18 protein-coding genes and 1 pseudogene are annotated in these 20,019 nt (G+C 59.5%); 11 read left to right on the forward strand and 8 right to left on the reverse strand.

Annotated features, from left to right (window positions below; genetic code table 11):
- Nucleotides 1–3: 3 nt before the first annotated feature.
- A complete protein-coding gene (locus AC1DKH_RS21665; protein ID WP_477799241.1) occupies nt 4–1,377 on the reverse strand; it encodes a glutamine synthetase family protein in 1,374 nt (457 codons plus the stop codon).
- A gap of 246 nt (nt 1,378–1,623) precedes the next feature.
- On the reverse strand, nt 1,624–3,213 hold the full coding sequence (locus tag AC1DKH_RS21670; protein WP_477799242.1) for a winged helix-turn-helix domain-containing tetratricopeptide repeat protein: 1,590 nt from the start codon (nt 3,211–3,213) through the stop codon (nt 1,624–1,626).
- Nucleotides 3,214–3,472: 259 nt separating this feature from the next.
- On the opposite strand from AC1DKH_RS21670, the gene AC1DKH_RS21675 reads away from it, so the two are divergent.
- The 4 genes from AC1DKH_RS21675 to AC1DKH_RS21690 all read left to right on the forward strand — a co-directional run bounded on the left by AC1DKH_RS21675 (nt 3,473) and on the right by AC1DKH_RS21690 (nt 7,466).
- On the forward strand, nt 3,473–4,225 hold the full coding sequence (locus tag AC1DKH_RS21675; RefSeq protein WP_477754283.1) for an SDR family oxidoreductase: 753 nt from the start codon (nt 3,473–3,475) through the stop codon (nt 4,223–4,225).
- A 44-nt stretch (nt 4,226–4,269) separates the two neighbouring features.
- On the forward strand, nt 4,270–4,683 hold the full coding sequence (locus tag AC1DKH_RS21680; protein WP_477799243.1) for a cupin domain-containing protein: 414 nt from the start codon (nt 4,270–4,272) through the stop codon (nt 4,681–4,683).
- 96 nt (nt 4,684–4,779) lie between these two features.
- Nucleotides 4,780–5,877, forward strand: coding sequence for an HlyD family secretion protein (locus AC1DKH_RS21685; RefSeq protein WP_477799244.1), 1,098 nt, complete (start codon nt 4,780–4,782; stop codon nt 5,875–5,877).
- Complete coding sequence (locus AC1DKH_RS21690) at nt 5,874–7,466, forward strand: DHA2 family efflux MFS transporter permease subunit (RefSeq protein WP_477799245.1); 1,593 nt, start codon at nt 5,874–5,876, stop codon at nt 7,464–7,466. Before AC1DKH_RS21685 ends, AC1DKH_RS21690 begins: the two co-directional genes overlap by 4 nt.
- Before the next feature lie 69 nt (nt 7,467–7,535).
- Here AC1DKH_RS21690 and AC1DKH_RS21695 read toward each other — a convergent pair whose 3' ends face one another.
- The 4 genes from AC1DKH_RS21695 to AC1DKH_RS21710 form a co-directional block, all read right to left on the reverse strand.
- Nucleotides 7,536–7,898 (reverse strand): hypothetical protein, encoded by a 363-nt coding sequence (locus tag AC1DKH_RS21695; protein ID WP_477799246.1) that lies wholly within the window; start codon nt 7,896–7,898, stop codon nt 7,536–7,538.
- A gap of 235 nt (nt 7,899–8,133) precedes the next feature.
- The gene (locus AC1DKH_RS21700; protein ID WP_477799247.1) at nt 8,134–8,826 is read right to left on the reverse strand and encodes an RES family NAD+ phosphorylase; all 693 of its coding nucleotides are present in this window, start codon (nt 8,824–8,826) and stop codon (nt 8,134–8,136) included.
- Nucleotides 8,820–9,224 (reverse strand): antitoxin Xre-like helix-turn-helix domain-containing protein, encoded by a 405-nt coding sequence (locus tag AC1DKH_RS21705; protein WP_477799248.1) that lies wholly within the window; start codon nt 9,222–9,224, stop codon nt 8,820–8,822. The genes AC1DKH_RS21700 and AC1DKH_RS21705 overlap by 7 nt, the downstream gene beginning before the upstream one ends.
- Nucleotides 9,225–10,225: 1,001 nt before the next feature.
- On the reverse strand, nt 10,226–10,363 hold the full coding sequence (locus AC1DKH_RS21710) for a hypothetical protein (protein ID WP_414876219.1): 138 nt from the start codon (nt 10,361–10,363) through the stop codon (nt 10,226–10,228).
- A gap of 294 nt (nt 10,364–10,657) precedes the next feature.
- Here AC1DKH_RS21710 and AC1DKH_RS21715 point away from each other — a divergent pair, with 294 nt between their 5' ends.
- From AC1DKH_RS21715 to AC1DKH_RS21730, 4 genes are all read left to right on the forward strand, one after another.
- On the forward strand, nt 10,658–10,852 hold the full coding sequence (locus AC1DKH_RS21715; RefSeq protein WP_477799249.1) for a hypothetical protein: 195 nt from the start codon (nt 10,658–10,660) through the stop codon (nt 10,850–10,852).
- 55 nt (nt 10,853–10,907) lie between these two features.
- Nucleotides 10,908–11,093, forward strand: a complete 186-nt coding sequence (locus tag AC1DKH_RS21720; protein ID WP_108217924.1) for a hypothetical protein — start codon at nt 10,908–10,910, stop codon at nt 11,091–11,093.
- Between the two features lie 258 nt (nt 11,094–11,351).
- Nucleotides 11,352–13,124 (forward strand): S-type pyocin domain-containing protein, encoded by a 1,773-nt coding sequence (locus tag AC1DKH_RS21725; RefSeq protein ID WP_477799250.1) that lies wholly within the window; start codon nt 11,352–11,354, stop codon nt 13,122–13,124.
- Nucleotides 13,124–13,396 carry a hypothetical protein gene (locus AC1DKH_RS21730; RefSeq protein WP_477799251.1) on the forward strand — a complete coding sequence of 91 codons (273 nt, stop codon included), beginning with the start codon at nt 13,124–13,126 and terminating at the stop codon, nt 13,394–13,396. The genes AC1DKH_RS21725 and AC1DKH_RS21730 overlap by 1 nt, the downstream gene beginning before the upstream one ends.
- A gap of 256 nt (nt 13,397–13,652) precedes the next feature.
- Here the strand turns inward: AC1DKH_RS21730 and AC1DKH_RS21735 are convergent, their stop codons facing one another.
- Nucleotides 13,653–13,925 carry a hypothetical protein gene (locus tag AC1DKH_RS21735; RefSeq protein ID WP_095946406.1) on the reverse strand — a complete coding sequence of 91 codons (273 nt, stop codon included), beginning with the start codon at nt 13,923–13,925 and terminating at the stop codon, nt 13,653–13,655.
- 295 nt (nt 13,926–14,220) lie between these two features.
- On the opposite strand from AC1DKH_RS21735, the gene AC1DKH_RS21740 reads away from it, so the two are divergent.
- The 3 genes from AC1DKH_RS21740 to AC1DKH_RS21750 all read left to right on the forward strand — a co-directional run bounded on the left by AC1DKH_RS21740 (nt 14,221) and on the right by AC1DKH_RS21750 (nt 17,126).
- Nucleotides 14,221–15,579 carry an MATE family efflux transporter gene (locus tag AC1DKH_RS21740; protein WP_477799252.1) on the forward strand — a complete coding sequence of 453 codons (1,359 nt, stop codon included), beginning with the start codon at nt 14,221–14,223 and terminating at the stop codon, nt 15,577–15,579.
- Nucleotides 15,580–15,748: 169 nt separating this feature from the next.
- Entirely contained in the window at nt 15,749–16,420 is a 672-nt protein-coding gene (locus tag AC1DKH_RS21745) for a phosphoribosyltransferase (RefSeq protein WP_477799253.1), read from the forward strand.
- A gap of 136 nt (nt 16,421–16,556) precedes the next feature.
- Nucleotides 16,557–17,126, forward strand: a complete 570-nt coding sequence (locus AC1DKH_RS21750) for a YceI family protein (RefSeq protein ID WP_477799254.1) — start codon at nt 16,557–16,559, stop codon at nt 17,124–17,126.
- A 241-nt stretch (nt 17,127–17,367) separates the two neighbouring features.
- Here the strand turns inward: AC1DKH_RS21750 and AC1DKH_RS21755 are convergent.
- A pseudogene (locus AC1DKH_RS21755) lies at nt 17,368–20,019 on the reverse strand (Ig-like domain-containing protein); the annotation flags it as partial.

Genomic DNA, 20,019 nt, shown 5'->3' on the forward strand with positions numbered 1-20,019 from the left:
TTCTCAGTAGCGCTCGAAACCGCGCTGCAATTCCCAGTCGGTGATTCGCCGGTCGTACTCCTTCTGCTCCCACTCGGCGGTGTGCACGTAATGGTCGACCACCTCATCGCCGAACGCCTCGCGCAACATGCTTGAGCTCTTGAGGGCGGCGCTTGCCTCGCGCAGGGTCTTGGACACTTCCGGCAAATGCTCATCGAGGTAGGCGTCGCCTTCGAACGGCGGCGCCAGATCGAGCTTCTCGTCGATACCGGCCAAACCTGCCGCGATCAACGCGGCGAAGGCCAGATAGGGGTTGAGGTCGGCACCGCCGATGCGGCATTCGATGCGAATGGCCTTGCTGCCTTCAGCACACAAGCGAAAGCCGGCGGTGCGATTGTCGCGGCTCCACACCGCCCGCGTCGGCGCAAAAGTGCCAGCCTGAAAGCGCTTGTAGGAGTTGATATAGGGCGCGAGAAAACAGGTGATGTCGTTGGCGTACTTGAGCTGCCCGGCGACCCAGGCACGCATCAGTTTCGACATGCCGAACTCGGCTTTGGCGTCGAAGAACAGCGGCTTTTTGGCGTTCTTGTCCCACAGCGAATTATGGATATGACTGCTGGAACCGGCGGCGTCGTAGCGCCACTTGGCCATGAAGGTGATCGCCTTGCCCTGCAACTGCGCGATCTCTTTGCAGGCGTGCTTGATAATGACGTGGTGGTCGGCCATGGTCATGGCGTCGGCGTAGCGGATGTTGATTTCTTCCTGCCCCGGGCCCCATTCCCCCTTGGAGTTTTCCACGGGAATGCCCGAGGCCTGCAAGTGCTTGCGAATCGCCCGCAGCACCGGCTCCTCGCGGGTGGTCTGCAGGATGTTGTAGTCCTCGATGTAATGGCCGGCGGTTTTCGGTTTGTGATAGTTGCGCTGGTGGATCGCCTCGTAGCTCTCATCGAACAGATAGAACTCGAGTTCCGAAGCAAACATGCCGGTATAGCCGCGCTCGCGCAGGCGCTCGACCTGCTTTTTCAGAATCGCCCGAGGGCTGTGGGGCAGGTCCTGGCGATGGTGATGATCGAGCACGTCGCACAGCACCAGCGCCGTGCACTCAAGCCAGGGCACGCGCCGCAGGGTGGACATGTCGGGCTTGAGCACGAAATCGCCGTAACCCTTGCTCCAACTGGCCGCGGCGTAACCCGGCACCGGCTCCATGTCGATGTCATCGGCCAGCAGGTAGTTGCAGCAGTGGGTTTCTTCGTGGCCGCTGTCGATGAAAAACTCGACCTGGAAGCGCTTGCCGACCAGGCGTCCCTGCATGTCGACCATGCAGACCAGCACGGTATCGATTTCGCCGGCAGCCGCGGCGCGCTTGAGTGCATCAAAGCTGAGAAGGGGCTCGGTCATCACGGCAATCCTGCGTGAAAGGTTGGGGCCAGTCTGGGATAGCTGTTGCAGACGCTCTCCAGAAAAACCCAAAACCTGCAGAACCGAGCATCATGAGCAACGAGTTGCTCAAAGCTTAGCCTACCGTTGCAATTGTAGGAGCGAGCTTGCTCGCGATGGACTCGAAGACACCGCGATTAATCAGAACCCCCGCGTCATCGTTGACGACCATCGCGAGCAAGCTCGCTCCTACAGGGTTGGTCGCCTTCACTCCGGCAACCCGGCCAGCCGCAGTCCATCGACGAAACGGGCGAAATCCTCAGGCCGTTGAATGGGCAGCCAGTCCTTGAGGGTGCCCAGGCGCAAAGAAGAATCCAGCTTTTGCAGACGTTGCATCGCCCACTTCGCTTTATCCATTCGTCCGCCGAGCGCATGACTGGCCGCCACCAGCGCCGCCGCAACCAGCAGACTGGGCAGGTTGCCCAGTCCCTTTTCCGCCCAGTCCGCAGCGGCATTGAAGTGCCCGGCGAAGAAATGCGCGAGCGCCATCCCGACCTGCATCCTGAACATTTCCGGATCCAGCGGACTCAAGCGAACGGCATGGTTCAAATGCTCGATGGCAGCGTCTGTTTCACCGTGCAGCGCCCGCAGGATACCGCCCAGGAACCAGGCGGGGGCGAGGTTGGGATTGAGCAGGCGCGCCCGGTCGAGCAGTGCAATGCCGCCGTCGACTTCGCCGGCGAGGTGAGCCAGCGCATGTCCGCCCCGGGTCAACGCGACGGCATCATCGCGACCGAGGGTCACCGCCAGCCGCGCCAGCCGTATGCCCTCGGCGATTTCTGCAGGCCGATCGACCATCCAGCCATTGAGCTTGCGCCAGAAGTGGCACCAGGCGGCCATGCCATAGGCCGAGGCAAACTCCGGATCGAGTTCGATGGCCTGGTAGAACATCGGCAGCGCCTGCTCGATGGCTTCCCGGGTGCCGCTGTGCAGTTTGGCCATGGCGCGCAGGTAATAGTCGTAGGCGTCCAGGCTGTCCGTCGGCTTACGCTTGGCGCGTTCGATTTCTGCCCGCTCCAGCTGCGGCGCGATCGCGCCGACGACGCTTTCGGCGATCTGGTCCTGCAGTTCGAAGATATCGTCGAGCAGGCCTTCGAAGCGCTCTGCCCAGATGTGCGCCCCGCTTGTCGCGTCGATCAGTTGTCCGGTAATGCGCACCTTGTTCCCGCACTTGCGCACGCTGCCTTCGAGCACGTAGCGAACGCCCAGCTCCAGGCCAACGCCCTGGGCGTCCACGGCCTGGCCCTTGTAGGTGAAGCTCGAATTGCGCGCGATGACGAACAGCCAGCGAATCCGCGACAGGGCGGCGATGATGTCCTCCACGACGCCGTCGGCGAAGTACTCCTGCTCCGGATCGCCGCTCAGGTTCTGGAACGGCAGGACGGTAATCGAGGGTTTATCCGGCAGGGCGAGCGTAGAGGAGGGGATTTGTTTCGGGGTAGCGGTCGAGCGTTCATCGATATCAGACTGTCGCGCTTCCCCGGTCATGGCGCCGTTGATCCTGCCAACGAAACGGTAGCCCTTGCGGGCGACGGTACGCACCAGGCGCTGCTCCTCACCGGTATCACCAATGGCCTTGCGCACCGCATTGATGTGACTGGTGATTGTCGATTCGGAAACGATCCGGCCGCTCCACACTGAATTGAGCAATTCGTCCTTGCTGAGGACTCGATCGGGATTGTTGACGAACAGCAGCAACAGGTCGAAGACCTGCGGGCCGACGGCTACGACCTGCCCGCGCAAGGTCAGCTCCCGGCGCTCCTGATCGAGTACGTAGTCTTCAAACGCAAATGGCAAGTTGAGCATCCCCTGGCAAAGCGCCCTCAACTCCGTGTCCCAGGCGGCGGGTGGTTGGTAACTGAGGCAGATGATACGGCAGCTCGACACCCGCTGCACCGTCAGCGGCAAGGGAGCCTGGAAGAACCTCAGTAGCTTTGGACATAAATCCAAGCGCTCGCCAAGGTAAACCCAAGCCCGGCGCAAGGACTTGCCTGATGCGCGCAGGCAATCTCTCTACACCGACGCAATGGTTGCAGTCGACAAGTGGAGAAAAGTCATGAAGATCGTCGTCATCGGAGGCTCCGGCCTCATCGGATCGAAACTTGTGAATACACTCCGCGAGCGCGGCCATGACGCGCTCGCCGCCAGCCCCAGCACCGGCGTGAACAGCATCACCCGCGAAGGCCTGGCCGAAGCGATGGATGGTGCTGATGTGGTGGTCGACGTGGCGAACGCGCCGTCGTGGGAGGACCAGGCCGTTCTCGATTTCTTTGAAACGTCGAGCCGTAACCTGCTGGCCGCCGAAGCCGCTGCCGGGGTTCGTCATCATGTTGCCCTGTCGATTGTCGGCAGCGAACGGCTTCCCGATACCGGCTATTTCCGCGCCAAGGTCGCGCAGGAAGCCCTTATCAAGGCGTCCGGCATGCCTTACACCATTCTGCGTGCCACGCAGTTCTCCGAGTTTGCCGGCGGCATTGTCCAGTCGTTCGCCGTTGGCGAGGAAATTCATGCTTCGCCGGCGCTGATCCAGCCGATTGCGTCCGACGATGTGGTAGCGGCGCTGGCCGATGTCGTGCTGGCAGCACCGGTCAATGGCACGGTGGAAGTCGGCGGCCCGGAAGCCATGCCGATCGACGAACTGGCCAGGCGTTATCTGCGGGCGACCCAGGACAGCCGCAAGGTCGTGCCGGACGTGCATGCGCGTTACTTCGGTGCCGTGCTCAACGATCAATCGCTGGTCACCGGCAAGAACGCACGCCTGGGGGCGATCCGCTTCGACGACTGGCTGGCCCGGTCGACGGCGCAGTAACGGATCGCACCCTCACATATCCCTACGAATCCAGGAGAAATCCCATGGTTACCCGATTGCTGATGGCTGCTGTTTTCGCAGCGCTCTCGATCAGCGCAGCGGCGGCCGCCGAGCCGCCTCCCGGCAAGGTGACGGTGGTGTTTGACCGTCCCATTCCCAACATCCCTGGCAAGAGCATGAGAGGCGTGGTCGTCGAGTATGGGCCGGGTGCCGCGTCGCCGGCTCACACCCATCCGAAAACGGCCTTCATCTATGCAACGGTGCTGGAGGGCTCGTTTCGCATCCAGGTCAAAGGCCAGCCGGAAAAGATCTACAAGGCCGGCGAAAACTTCGTAGAAGAGCCGGGTTCCGTGCACCTGGTCAGCGCCAACGCCAGCGACACCCAACCTGCACGCCTGTTGGCGGTGTTCGTCCTCGACACCGACGAAAAGGTACTCGTCACACCGATCAAACAGTGAGCCGGTCAACCCGCTCATGAAGGCTCGACAGCCGGGCGGCAGACCCTGCCGCCCAGTGGCTGCGTCAGTTCTTGGCACTGAACAGGAAATGAAAAAATGAACTCGCTCCTGGACAAGGCCGCCATTGTCACCAGCGCAAGTAGCGCAACGCCTGTGGTCGTGGTGCGGCGAAACAAGCGCAAGACCATCGGCCTGTTGCTGTGCGTCGCGGCCTTGATGGTCGTGGCGGTTTGGGGAGCCCTGGCGTTTTCCAGTGGCGTGACCTCGACCGACAACGCCTATGTCCGCGGGGATGTCACCTCGCTCGCCGCCAAGGTCGCCGGCTATGTCACGGCGGTCGAGGTCGAGGACAACCAGGCCGTGCACGCCGGTGATGTGCTGTTTCGTATCGATGACCGCGACTATCGCGCCAGACTTGCGCAAGCCGAGGCCAATGTCAGCGCCGCCCAGGCGCGCCTGACCCATGTCGACGCGCAGATCCAGCTTCAGCATGCGCTGATCAGGCAGGCCGAAGCGCAAAGGCGCTCTGCCACCGCCGACATGAGCCTGGCGGCCAAGACCCACGACCGCAGCCGCAAACTGATCGTCAGCAACGCGGTCAGCCAGGCCCTGGTCGATGAAACCGGCACGGCGCAATCCAGAGCCGTGGCCTCGGTGTCGGCCGCTTCGGCCACGGTCGAGGCACAACAGCAACGCATCGCGGTGTTTGTGGCCGAGCGCGAGGCTGCCGTGGCCGCAGTGACCCAGGCACAGGCCGCGCGGGATCTCGCCCGGATCGATCTCGATCACACCGTGGTGCACGCACCGGTGGATGGCGTGGTCGGTAACCGTCAGGTTCGCCTCGGCCGCTTCGTAACGCCGGGCGGCTCCCTGCTCGATATCGTGCCGGTCAACGATGTGTGGATCGTGGCGAACTTCAAGGAAACCCAGCTCGAACATATCCGCCCCGGTCAGCCCGTGCGCGTCACGGTCGATGGCTACCCCGATGCGGCACTCGATGGCGTGGTCGACAGCTTTGCACCGGGCAGTGGCTCGGCGTTCAGCCTGCTGCCGCCCGACAACGCCACCGGGAACTTTGTGCGTGTCGTGCAGCGCGTGCCGGTGAAGATCCGCCTGGCCCACAATCCGCTGCCGGGGCGCATCGTACCGGGCCTGTCCGCGCGGGTAGAGGTTGCGCAAGGGGCAGGTTCATGAGCAGCGTTGCCTGTGCCACGCCGAGCAGCGCCAGAACGACGAACGGCGTCCTGCTCATGGTGGGCATCGTGCTGGCGACGTTGACGGAAGCGATCGCCAGCACCGTGCTGGCCCTCGGCCGCAGCGACATCATCGGCGACACCTATGCCACGCCTGATGAGTTCGCCTGGCTGGATGTCGGCTACATCGCGTTCAAGCTGATCGGGTTCATGCTTGCCCCTTGGCTGATGCAGCGATTTTCCGTGCGCAACGTGATCATCGGCGCCACCCTGGTCATGGGCCTGGCGTGCTGCGTGGCCGCCGTTACCGCCCGGCTGGAGCTGCTGATCGCACTGCGCATCCTGCAAGGCTTCGCCGGCGGTGCTCTGCTGGTGGCGGGCCAGGCAATCATTTTCCGCGGCTATCCGCGTGCCCTTCAGCCGGTCCTGCAAGCCCTGTTCGCCATGGCGGCCGTGGTCGCGTCGGCGACCCTCGCGCCAGCCCTGCAAGGGTGGTTGATCGACAGCCAGTCCTGGACCTGGATTTTCTTCAGCGTGGTGCCGCTGGCCCTGGCGGCGACGGGGCTCTTGCTCATCGCTGACCACCCCGTGCCCGCCAGGGGCCGGCAACGTTCGTTCGACTGGCTCGGCTGTGCACTGATCGGTGCTGTGCTGTTCTGCTTCACTTACGTGCTCAGCCAGGGCAGCCGCTGGGACTGGTTCGAGGAGCCGCGCATCCTGATACTGACGGTGATCGGCGGCGCCGCGCTGCTGGCCTTTCTCGGCCAACAGGTCTTGGCCAACGGCCAGGGGCTGCTCGACTTCAGCCTGTTCAAAACTAGCGATTTCACCTTTGCCTTTATCGTCAGTTTCATCGCCGGAGCCGCGCTGTTCGGCAGTGCCTACCTGATCCCGGCGTTCGCCCTGTCGGTACTCGCATTCACACCGACCGATGCCGGCCTGCTCCTGTTGCCCAGTGGCGTTTTTTTTGTCGGCTCGCTGCTCATCGCTGCCTGGTTGATCAAGGTCCGCCGCGTACCACCGGTGGCGACCGTGCCCTTTGGCATCCTGCTGATCATGGCGGCGATGTGGATGCTCTCCGGCTCCACCAACGAAAGCGGCAGCGACGACATGATGGCGGCCATCCTGTTGCGCGGCCTGGGCCTTGGCTTCCTGTTTCTGTCGATCACCCTGATCGCCTTCACCCACCTCAATAGCCGCAACCTGGCCAACGGCATCGGCCTGTTCAATACCGGGCGCCAGTTGGGGGGCTTAATGGGCGTCGCCGGGCTTCAGACCTTGATCGACCATCAGGTTGTCAGCAATGGCGTGGTCCTCGGCGCCAACGTCACCCCAGGGGGGGTCGCGGTCATCGAACGGCTGACAACCACAACCGCGATGCTGGTAGGGAAGGGTATGGATCAGGTGGCCGCTGGCCGGGCAGCCACCAGCCTGCTGGGCAAGGCGGTGTCAGGTCAGGCCACGGTGATTGCCTTCGATACGGCGTTCTTCGCCGTGGCCCTGCTGTTCGTCTTTGCCGCGCCCATTCTGGTCGCCATCAAGATCGGTCTCTCGCGATACGCGAAAGCGCACGGACAACCGACGAATTGATGACCCGCACGAAAAAGCCCGGCGGGTGAGGCCGGGCTTTTCGTTGAGTCCTGCGGTAAAGCACTGCATTCAGACAGCGCGGCTTTCGATCAGACGATCCGAACCGCCTTCGGCGACGCGGTTTTCCAGCAGTTTGTCGGAGCCGCCTTCGGCAACGCGGTTTTGCAACAGCTTGTCGGAACCGCCTTCAGCAACGCGGTTTTGCAGGAGCTTGTCGGAACCGCCTTCGGCAACACGTTTTTCCAGCAGGCGATCCGAGCCACCTTCAGCCACACGATTCTCGATCAGACGATCGGAACCACCCTCAGCCACACGGCTTTCAATCAGACGATCCGAGCCGCCTTCAGCGACCACAGGTTGAGCGGAGGTGGCGGCAAAAGCGTTAACTGCGAAAACCGAGAAAGCGATGCTGAGGAGGGTCTGGCGTTTCATGATGGTGTGCTCCGGGGTGCTTATGGGTTGGTATGGAGCTGATGTTACGCCGGGGATTTTTTAAGAGAACTTCATTGAATCAATGGTGACTATCGACGCAGTCAATGGATCGAACCCCCCTGTGGGAGCGAGCTTGCTCGCGATGGCAGTTTCACATTCAACATTTGTGTCGACTGACACACAGCAATCGCGAGCAAGCTCGCTCCCACAGGTTTTCATGCACCTGACAACGGGGTCAAGCCTCACTGATCTGACTCACACTCGTGATCTGCCCATTCCAGACCATCTCGTAATGAGCCGTCTGCACAATCGACGAAACAGGCCTTGGCGTCATCAACGCCCAACAATAACTGCCCGGCATCCGCACCGAGTGATAACGCAAACCCGGACAACCGGCGTCCCGCACCGTCCGTCCCAGAACACGGGAATAGCTGTAGTCGTCCGGCGCATACACCGGATCGCTCATCGGCAGGGCCGCAGCGTCCTTCATCCCGTCATCGCCAAATGCACAGGCCAACCCCCGAAACACAAACCGCTCATAGTTCAGGCTCGGCACCTTCGACCAATACAGAGCCTGGTGATGCCTGACCTCGGCCAACGCCGCTTCCATCGAGTCAGCCAGGTACAACACGCCAAAACTGCCGTCACTGAAACGCGACCCCGCCGGGTTGACGTGGGTAAAGGGCGCAATGGCGTAGGAGCAACCCGCAATCCCGAACGGAATCTCGCTGCGCGCAATCAACTCAAGCTGGCCCAGCTCATTCTTCAACCGCGGATTGGTCAGCGCCTGAATCTCGAACAACACCTCGAACTCATCCGCATCCGCCACATCATCAAACAACGCAATGGGCGGAAACTTCGAATTGACCAAGCGATAAGCCTGCAACGACTGACCAGCAAACGCGGCCAGCTCACTCGCCATCACCATTGCGCACCCCGCAGCATGTCGATGCGGCGGAAGGTTTCATACAGCGCAATCATGTCGCCCTGGGCCATGATCTCCAGCGGCGAACGCCCGTTGAAAAACTCGTTGTCATTGGCCATCGAGGCAAAGCCATACACGTTGTCCGGGTTGTCGAACACCAGCCGCAACGTCGCATGCATGTTCAGCACAAAACTGATGCGCTGCATCTGGTCTGCATCCAGCGCCACCGCCCAATCCGGGTCCCGCTGCCGGGCGCGGGTGTAGGTGCTGCGGGAAATGCGCAAGATGCGGCAGGCCTGGTCGCTGGTGGCGTGCCACTTTTCCAGAATGCTCACCGCGGCGCGCAGGCCGGTGACGCATTGGTTTTTTGTGAAGGATTGGGCTTGGATGGGGACGGCCATGTTTGTGTCCTTGGGTTGCATCTATAGATTCAAATGTAGATTTATTGAGTCTGTAGAGCAATATTGGTGCGACGGATGGGCCTAACATGCCAATGCAATAGGGCCGCGATCTTGCTGAAGCTATGTGTTACTGAAACCGACGATGCAGGTCTGGAAAGACATCCTGGGCAAACCAGGCGGGCAGGCCGGGGGGCACGACTCTGGATTTTGGCGTCCGGCTTTCTACCAGGCCGACTTTTATAAGCCTGGATAACTCGTTATCAATGATCGATGGAGGCAATGACTCCGGGGGGAACCGGGTCCAGCCAGGATTTCGAGGTGAATAAGGACATGGCAGTTTGTATCGCCAGAATTGTCTTCACATTTTATTTCATATAGATAATCGTTTTAAAAGCCTTACTTTGTTGGTTTTTGTATGGCTTTGTGGAGCTTTTTAACTGAGTTGCCTTCGCGTTTTATTTCACATTTTTATTTAAAAAACTCCAGGATTCTGGAATGCCGATCGCCAGCAAATACAAATCAGGCGCCCGTATTCAATTACTTCGCTGCGACGCCCTCAAGTAGCGCCTGCACTTGCCTGGCCTGCGGGTTGCCCGCCGTTTTTCCATTGGGAATAAACGCCGCGCCCACGACTGCATCACTGATGAAACGTCCGCCCCAGTGCATCCAGCCGAGTCGCAGTCGGCGGCAAACGCCGACTGCTCAACGCCAGCGTCTGCACATCATCCGCCGTGTTCTGCGCAATGCTCTGCACCGACTGCAAGCGCCCGACAAGCTCCCTCGCCACAGGTCTTTTAACGCTGAGCCATTTAAGCAAATCGATTTCCGGCGTGGTCGAGGTGTATTTGAGAAACAGTGGAGGGCGTAGCCCTTGGCCGTCATTCCAGGCGGGTACGACGCCGCTTGTGGAAAAACAATGTCCGATATAGAGGCAGTAATGCCGAATTGACGGGGGGAGTACGACAGACTCCAGTGCAAAGCCTGCCGTACATCCGAGGCAATTACGATTTCTTCGGCGGATAGTTGCTGCGCAATCGACCGGACTTTTTGCCGGTGTTTTTGCTCGGCAGGTTCGGCACCAGCGGACGGGATCTGGGCTGGGGGTTGGAGCGGCTTTGGGGTTGAGGTTGTTTGCTCATGGTTCGCCTCCTGAATTTTCAGGGATTCGCGAAGTGGTTTACTGATGAAGTTTAGCTAATCGACTGTGGGCAGGGTCGATTGGCTCTTGGGGCGTGTGTTGTGAGCGATCGGCTTTTGTTTTCAGCCCCATTGATAGACCCCCTTACGCAATCCTCGGATTTTGCCTACAACTTCGGCAGGAGTATCCCGCTATTCCAAAGATGAAAAACGGGAAATATTGACGGCGTAGAAAGGGGGGATCACCGGTTGTTCGGGGAGAACCTTTTGAACAGCAAAGCGCGAAGGGATGAGCCATGCTACAAAACGACCGCGACAATCTGGAACTCGATAAGCTGCAACTCGAAATCCGAAGGTCCATGGCCGAAACCCGAAAACTCACGGCAGAAGAACGCAAGCTCAGGCAAGAGACCTTCTGGTACCCGATCGCGGTAGGGGCTGGTATGGTGACCGCTATCGTCGCTGCTGTCAGCCTATGGGCGAAGTCTTGAGCATTCGTACCCGCCACAACAGATACGACTCGTGACCCACACAGGAAGTAGCAGCATGTCCACACAACCTACGAATCAAGCCAGCATTGAACAACTGCACCGCGACGTTGCAGCTTTTGTCGAGGAGATGCGTAGTCCCGCCCCGAACGCGATCCGCTCTACTGTGGTGCCGTTCGGCATCGGTGCCGCCCTGGCACTGACAATCTTTGTTGTCGCCGCCCTGGTAGTCCGACTGGTCTAGTCTTTTACCCTTGCGCCGATGGTTGGGGCGTTTGGGTGAAACAGGTGTAAATCTGTTTCAGGACTAGACCAAAAGAAGAATACAGGCGCCCTCGGCGCCCAAATGTAGTCACTCTCCCACCTGCGCCCGCAACTGCCGCCATCATCTTTCGTGCGCGACGTATACAGTAAATATTGAAGTATTGAAAATGCTACGTTGTTGCGGCATAACTTTTGCTCTGTCTATTTTATGGAATTGATATTGTGCATGGAGCGCTATATGCAAGAACCAATTACACATTATTCACCTTTAATAACGCCTGAGTCTCGACAGATTCAAGCTACAGAAGCCCAAGTTTTTCCTTCAAGCTTCGATAGTGTTTTGTTTTGGGATGGGACTGTCCCGGCAGTTACTACGCCCCATAGTATTGAGAGTACCAAAAACCCCAGTAACGCATACCAAAAGTTGGAGGCGATAGGACTTTCGGTGCACGATCAGATAACGAGTGTTTTTTCTGGTGCTACACCGAATGTTCGAGATTATCTAGAAAGACGCATAGTCGCAGCCATTGACGGGCAGGGGTTCAATGCGTTGGAAGCTGCCTTAAAAAAGAAAGCGATCATTGTAGAACTTCTGCAAAGGGCCAGAATCCATAGATGTTGGCTCGATGCACTACTATATAATGGTTTAGACGCATTGTCGCTAGACAGAAAAATGAGTGCCGCGGTATTTGCATCGAATGCGGATGCAGAAGACGATATGGCAGTGCGACAAAGCTTTTATGAAGAATATCTATTATCGCTAACTGCCGCCTACGTTAAACGAATCCTTGTCGAAGCCATCTCCATTCTGGAGGACGCTTCCACAACTGCAGACGCGGCAATCCATAGCGCCTTGGCAAGGGGCGAAGTCGCTTACACCTACAGGTTACACATTGGTAATGGCATAGAGGCGGGCACTGTGGCGGGTGCCATTGCCATCCATGTCGCCGAAGGTTGGACCTTCGGGGCAGTGATCCATGAAGGCATTAAGTTGTTGGCAGGGTTGGGGGAGGCACTTATCAGTCGGGCCACTGCTGTTGGGATCGGGGCCTTGTTCTATTCACCTGCTCTTGCTAACGGCGAACGCTTTCCTCAAACCGTTCTCACACTTCCCGGTAGCAATTTTTTGCCAAAGCCGCCGTCAAACCTGAATGAAATCGCCGCTACCGAAGGAACCATTGACCTTCCTTATAGGATTTTTGGCGACCTTAACCAATACACACTCGTTGCAACCCCAGCTGGAGGGAGTGTCTCGGCAAAAGTGCCAGTGCGAGCATTTGCATTCGATCCAACGATCAGCAGTTACACTTTCACGTCAAACGATACACCGCCCATTATCCTCAGTTTTCCCATTATTCACTTGGGGGACGGCTCGACAACTTCGCCCGCCCGCCCTGCGCAAGTACCGACTTACACTGGAGTTACGCTGTCGCCATTGCTTGTGCAGCCTGAAACCTTACCCGCGGTCGAATTGCCTGATTTCAGGGATTGCATTTACTGCTTTCCGATTGAAAGCGGTCTGCCGCCAATCTACGTTGTTTTTAATAGTCCTTATGAAGGAGCAACCACAAGGGGAAAGTACAGCGGTCGATTTTTCAATCCTGCCAAAGCTGGAGGCCCAATCCTCGATCTCGATTGGACAAGTGCTACCGTGAGCCAAGCGGGTATTGACTTGGTCAAATTGCATACGGGACGTTTCAGGCCTTCGGATGCCAATGCCATCATGATTGATCGCTTGAAAAAAATTCTGTTGGGTAAACTGGTAATTACAGATGTGGACAAACGCTTCTATACTCATGAAATCAGAGAGCTGGAACGTTTCAGAGCATTAGGTGTGGTTGACGGTGTAGATCCGAGTGACGAAGGTGTTATTTGGAACAATACTCACGCCGCGACGCTGGAGGACTACAAAGTCAAAGATGCTTTTGAACTGCTCTATACGCCTGATGCTATAGAGGCGTATCGAAAACAAAGTGAACGAGAGTACAAGGAACTTGGAGGGGTGAAATAATGAGCGTCATTGCAACCATCATACTTAACGAAAAACCTGAAGAGGTAATTCTGTTTCTTACCAAAAATGAATTAGGCATTTCTTTACCTGGGCTTGACGGCCTTTATAATCTGGCTAAATGGGCGCATGTGGAGAACAACATAGGGCTATTGAACCTCGTCCATAAAATGTGTGATGCCGGATTTATCAAATATAGTGGGACCGGAGTTGTGAGAGGGCCCAACTGGAGAGAGCCGGCATTCATGCTCGAAGGCAAATATACCTTTGATTGACAGCACCAAGTGCCTGAACGCAGGTGCCAGAGAGCGGTGACAGTCGCCATCACTTCGTGGTCGTCCGGTTCCCTTGTCCAGTCGTTTAAATCATCGAAGGTTTCCCAGGTTGAGCCGCTGCCGCAGCGGCTCTTCTCTTTGTTACGGGCATATTGAGTATCTTCGCCTGATTGGTTTTTCGCGGCCTCGAATCAAGCTGACGGGTAACCCCTTTCTGGAGTAGCAATAAAACGGGCGCGAGAGCACCCGTTTTTCTTTACTCCGCAGCCTGAGCCCGCAACCGCCGGCCAATCACATCCATCAAATCACAACCATCCCGCAATGGAATGACCAGCAGCTTGGAAAAGTCCTCCAACACCACCGTGTCGCAACCGAGTTCGGAGCGATAGGCGATGTTTTCCAACACCTGCGTAACCGTCCGAATACGGTAATCCGCCATGGCTTGCAGGACGTCGAGTGGGGCTTGGGTGTCGATGAGCAGGGAAGCCGGAACCAGGTCGATTCCGGTGAGAGGCATATATCGATTCATTTTGAATGATCTCTGGTTGATGGGCTCAAGGCCGTCAGTTGGTCATTCTCTGTGTTCAGGTCGCCAAACCCGGCCGCCATTTGGGCGACGGCGCCGACTATAAGCCGCACGAGATCAGCGCGGGAAGGTGAGGCATTCCGAGCTTTGTGTAGGACCTCTGACGATGAAACTTCAGACCTTTCCCCTCACGTCGCTGGAAATATAAACACAGACCTGAGATGTTCACCGCCCCTTGGTTTCAGTCACCAACGCTATCCTTACTCATCGCTCTCGCCGTCGAGATGGACCTTCGCTCATGCAAACCCCAACCCCCCAACGCGCCCTCTGGAAAACCTACCTGCTGTTCCTCGCCCCAATGGTCCTGTCGAACTTCCTGCAATCCATGTCCGGCACAGTCAACAGCATCTACATCGGCCAGATGCTCGGCACTCAAGCCCTGGCCGCCGTGTCGGGCATGTTCCCCATCGTGTTTTTCTTCATCGCCCTGGTCATCGGCCTCGGCGCTGGCGCGGGTGTGTTGATCGGGCAGGCGTGGGGTGCGCGGGAGACGCATCTGGTGAAGGCGATTGCCGGGGCGACGGTGTTGTTGGGGCTGTTGATCGGGTTGGTGGCGGCGGTGGTGGGGAGTGTGTTTGCGCGGTCGGCGTTGGTGGGGTTGGGGACGCCGGCGGATGTGCTGGACGATGCGGTGGCGTATGCCCATGTGATGTTGTGGATCATGCCGTCGCTGTTGGTGTTTGTGTTGTTCACGCAGTTGCTGCGCGGGGTCAGCGATACGTTGTCGCCGTTGTTGGCGCTGGTGGTGTCGACCATGGTGGGGTTGGCGCTGACGCCTGCGTTGATTCGCGGCTGGTTGGGTTTTGCGCCGATGGGGATTCAGAGTGCGGCGGTTGCCGGATTGGTGGGTAACCTGGTGGCGATGGGGTTGCTGGCGTGGCGGTTGATTGGCAAGGGCCATCCACTGGCGCCGGACCGGGAGTTCTTTGCCGCGATGAAGCTGGACATGGCGATTCTCGGCAAGGTGCTGCGCATCGGTTTGCCCACCGGCTTGCAGATGGTGGTGTTGTCGCTGTCGGAGCTGGTGATTCTGGCGCTGGTGAACCAGCACGGTTCCCAGGCGACGGCGGCGTATGGTGCGGTGACGCAGATCGTCAATTACGTGCAGTTCCCGGCGCTGTCGATTGCGATTACCGCGTCGATCCTCGGGGCGCAGGCGATCGGGGCCGGGCGCATCGAGCGCATGGGGCCGATTTTGAAGACCGGGCTGATGATCAATGTGTGCCTGACCGGTGGTCTGGTGGTGCTCGGGTATTTGCTGTCGCACTGGTTGCTGGCGTCGTTCCTCACCGAAGAGGCGACGCGGACCATGGCCCGGCACCTGTTGCACATCATGCTCTGGAGCCTGTTGGTGTTTGGTTTCCAGGCGATCATCGGCGGCATCATGCGCGCCAGTGGCACGGTGATGGTGCCGGTGGCGATTTCCATTGTCTGCGTGGTGGGGATTCAGTTGCCGGCGGCGTATCTGCTGGATGCGAAGTTCGGGTTGCAGGGGGTGTGGATGGCGTTTCCGGTGGCGTATCTGGGGATGCTGGTGTTGCAGACGCTGTATTACAAACTGGTGTGGCAGCATCAGAAGATTGAGCGGTTGGTTTAGTGGTTTTTTTGATTGCCTGTTCGCGATTGTGGTGGTTCAGTTGATGTAGAGGTTGACTGTACTGACGTCTTCGCGGGCAAGTCGGATCGCCGCATCGCCGCTCCCACAGGGGTAGCGGTGTTCGTAGTACTTGTGCACGACAGGCATGCCTGCCTGGGGAGGTTTTCATATGAACCCCTTGTCCCATTCCATCCTGCAAGACCGGCCAGCGGCCGGGCGGCGTTTGGTAGAGCCGCTGCAGCCTTACGCTAATCGCCCCGACGTCATCGTTCTGGCCTTGCCCCGTGGCGGCGTGCCGGTGGCTTATGAGGTGGCCACGGCGCTGAAGGTTCGCCTGGACCTGATGCTGGTGCGCAAGCTCGGCGTGCCGTCCCACCCGGAGTACGCCATGGGCGCAATTGCCAGCGGCGGTATCCAGATTCGTAATGAAGAGGCACTGCGGGTGCACCCGATTGATCGCGCTGCGTTCGACGCCGTGGTCGAACGTGAAACCGGCGAGCTGCTGCGCCGCGAGAAGGTCTACCGCGGCACGCGGCCGCCGGTGCAGCTCAAGGATCAGGTGGTGATCCTGATCGACGACGGCCTGGCCACCGGCGCTTCAATGAGGGCGGCGATCCAGGCGCTGCGGGTGCAGGCGCCTTCGCGCATCGTGGTGGCGGTGCCGGTGGCGCCGATCGAGACGGTGCAGGCGCTGCGCAGCGAGGTGGATGAACTGGTCTGCCCGCTGCTGCCCGAGTGGTTCACTTCGATTGGGCATTGGTACATGGATTTTACCCAGACCTCGGATGCCGAGGTGATCGAGCTGTTGCAGCGGGCGTGGCAGCGCGGGGAGTGCGGGTAGCGCTGACGGCCATCTGCAGGTGGTCGCAAATCGCCGCGTGAGGTGGAATAAAGGCCGGTTGTTTGCTTTAGTCAACTGATGCCACCCCTCGTGTGCGGCACGCCAACTCAACACGGGAGCCCTCCCGGAGAGTGTCATGAACCTTCGATCCGCGCGTTGTGTCGCTCTGGCCGGCACGTTGGTGTTCGGCCTGGTGCCGTTCGCTGAAGCCGTGGAATACAAGAAAGTGAACGCCAAGGCCAGCACCTTGAGTTTCACCTATCAGCAGATGGGTTCGCGAAGCTACGGCACTTTCGGCAAGTTCGAGGCCAATCTCGACTTCGACACCGATAACCCTGGCGCCGCCCATGCCGCGCTGACCATCTACCTGAAGAGCATCGACGCCGGCAGCAGCGACGCCAACACCGAGCTGCAAAAAACGGCGTGGTTTGACACCGCGACTTATCCGGTGGCGACGTTCGAGTCGACATCCATCAAGGCCCTGGGCAATAACCGCTACACCATCACCGGCAAACTGTCCCTGCGGGGGCTCACTCGGGAAGTGAGTGTACCGGTGCTGCTGAAATCGGAGAGCGCCATCGGCATCTTCGAGGGCCAACTGGTGCTCAAGCGTGACGACTTCAAGATCGGCGATGGCGAGTGGGCGGACAGTGTGGTGTCCAACGAGATCAATATCCGCTTTCGGATGGTGGCGCCGCAGCGGTGACTCGGGCTGAGCGTTAACTTCCGGTCGACGACATTCCTCCTGTGGGAGCGAGCCTGCTCGCGAAGACGGCAGAACTGTCGAAGAGATGTCGCCTGACACTCCGCCATCGCGAGCAGGCTCGCTCCCACATTTGATCCTTGGTGAATGCAAAATCTGTGTACGACGCTGATTCAAAGGTGGGAGCTGCACAAAAAAAAGCGCCCGATCCACATTGCATGGACCGGGCGCCGATCAACCCGCTCTAGTTCGCCACTATTGGCACTGTCACGGTTTTGCCGAAGGCCGATTTGATGGTTGCCGTCGGGCTAGCCGACGGGCCACTGCCGACGGTCGTCACCGCTATATTCCAGCGCGCGCCTGTCGCCGTAGGCGTCAGGGTGGCGGTGCCAAGGTTCGCCGTACCGGTTGCGACCGTGGCAGTCGCCGTGATGGTATTGCCCGTGCCACGCGAGGTGGTGCCGGACAGGACCCAGTAGTAGCGGCTGTTACTGCGGGCGGTGACGGTAGCGCTGGTGACGATCAGGCTCTCGTTGACCGCTGCCGAGACCGCCACGGACACCGTTGCCGATGCCGACTCCGCGCCCTTCGTATCGGCGGCCTTATAGGTAAAGGTCGCGGTGAACGGCGCGGGGACCGTGGCCGGTGGTGTGTAGATCACGCGCGCACCATCGGTGGTGACCGTGCCCTTGCCGGAATCCGGTTGTGCCAGGCCCACCACTTTAAGTGGCACGTTACCGTCAGGGTCGCTGTCGTTGGCCAGGACGTTGATGGTCAGTGGTTGGCCGTTGTCGCTGACGGCGCTGTCGGGGTTGGCGATCGGGTTTTTGTTATCGCCATCGTTGACACGGGTATCGCCAGTGCGGAAGGTTGGCAGCGCGGCGGAGTTGACGTAGTTGACACCGTCCCAGCCGGGCAGGGGCGTTGGCATCAACTGGAACTGGCCGGGGTGCTCGATATCCCAGCGCAGCAGCATGGCGTTGTCCTCGTGCTGGGTGTTGTGGCAGTGCTCCATGTAGGTCCCGGCGAATTCACGGAAGTGGATCGCCATTTCCACTTCCTGCGAGCTGTCGATGCCCTCGCCGATACGATAGACGTCCTTGCGTGCCCATTTTTCCCATTCTGGTGGCTCCTTGCCGTCACGGTGGAGGACGATCCCCTCTTCGAAGTGCACGTGCACCGGGTGGCTCCAGCCGTTGCCGCCGTTCTTGATTTTCCACACTTCGAGGGTGCCGTCGCCGGAGAACCCGGCATCGGTCGGGCCGTTGGCCAGTTGCGGAGCGGCGCTGATCCGGCGTGGGTCCATTGTGTAGCCGAAACCGCCGTCGGTCTTGATGGTCCAGGGGGCTGCGTCGGTGCCGTCGGAGCGACCGAAGATGAACTCACGATGCCGCGCTGCCTTGAGCGTGGCCTGCACCACCGGATCGTCGCGGTTGAGGGTCAGCGGGATCATGACCTTGCCGGCCGCTTTACCCGGTTTGGCGGGTTCGTAGTCGGCGGGGTTCATGCTCACGTCCTGGCCGGCATAAGGCTTGACCACCAGCTGCAGGAACTTGCCCACCACCGGGTCGCCGTTGTCCCATTCCAGCCCTTTGCTGCCCGACTTGAGCACCGCTTTGTACTTCCCGGACAGCACATCGGCCAGGCTCAGCGGTGTAATCTCCGGACCCTTGCCGGTCTGGTGCTCCATCAGGTTGACGAAGTACAGCTTGTCACCGGTGTTGATCCCGTTTTTCGCAAAGTTGACGATGATGTCGTAACGTTCGGCGATGCCTATGGTGGGCAGGATGGCGTTGTGGTTCTGCAGGTCGCCGTCACCGTCCAGGTCCATGCTGCCGTCGAACGGCACGGCGTGTTCCATGAGGTTGCCGTCGTTGGCAATCATGTGGAACGGCACGCGGGTATACAGGGCAACGCCGAACCGCTGGGCAGGCGCAGGTTGACGCCGTCTTCGAGGGCTTCGTTACCGCGATCCATGGCGCTGTAGTAATTCATCATCACCGCGTTGCCCTTGTAGACGTTCTGCGCAGTGAAATCGAGCATGTGGTCGTGGAACCAGTGGGTGCTCATGGTTTCGCGCCAGTCGCCACGGATCTTGATGCTGCCGTTGTTGCAGGTCTTGAGGCCCGGCGTGGCATCGTTGACATACAGGGTTTCGCCCGGGGCGCAGGGGAACGCCGCGCGCGGATCCTGGGCGCTGGTGTTGATGGTGTCGTAACCGGCCAACTGGACAGGCCAGCGATAGTCGTAGTACTGCCCCGGAAAGAAAAACGCATTGGCATAGCCGTCGCTTTCAGCCGGGGAGTGGCCGTTGTGTTCGTGGGTGGTGAGGGTGTGCAGGCCAAAACCCATGTTGGCCGACGGATCGATCGGCAGGGCGTTGTAGTGACGCATCAGCACCGGTTGGCCGTACCGCACCATCAGCAGTTTTGGCGGAAAGGTGCCGTCGAAGGTCCAGAGCGCCTTGTGGTTCTGAATCGGCATGTTGGGGTGAAAGCGGGTGTCGATGCCTTTGGTGGTGCCCGCAATGACCGGGGTGTCCGAGGTCTGGTTGTAGAGCCCGCCAGGCCCGAACTCACCGACGGCGTAGTTGTGCAACTGTCGGCGGTCGCGCATGCCGCCGTTGAGCTTGGCGCCTGCTTGAGCGGTCTTGAAGGCGACCTGTGGGTAGAACTCGTTCCAGCGCTGGTGCGACCARCCTTTTCCAGGCGGACGACCTTCGGCCGGCGAGCCGACCGGATGGCGGTTGAGGAAGGCTTCGATCTGCGCTTTCCACGGGTTGCGGTCCAGCGAGTTGGAATACTGCGACGGATACGGGTACAGCCCCGGCTGGCGCATGAAGGCTTCCAGCGCCGCGGCCGAAGGGCCACTGCGGGCGATGCTGTTCGGGTCCTGC

The sequence above is a fragment of the Pseudomonas sp. 05L36 genome (assembly GCF_056398125.1).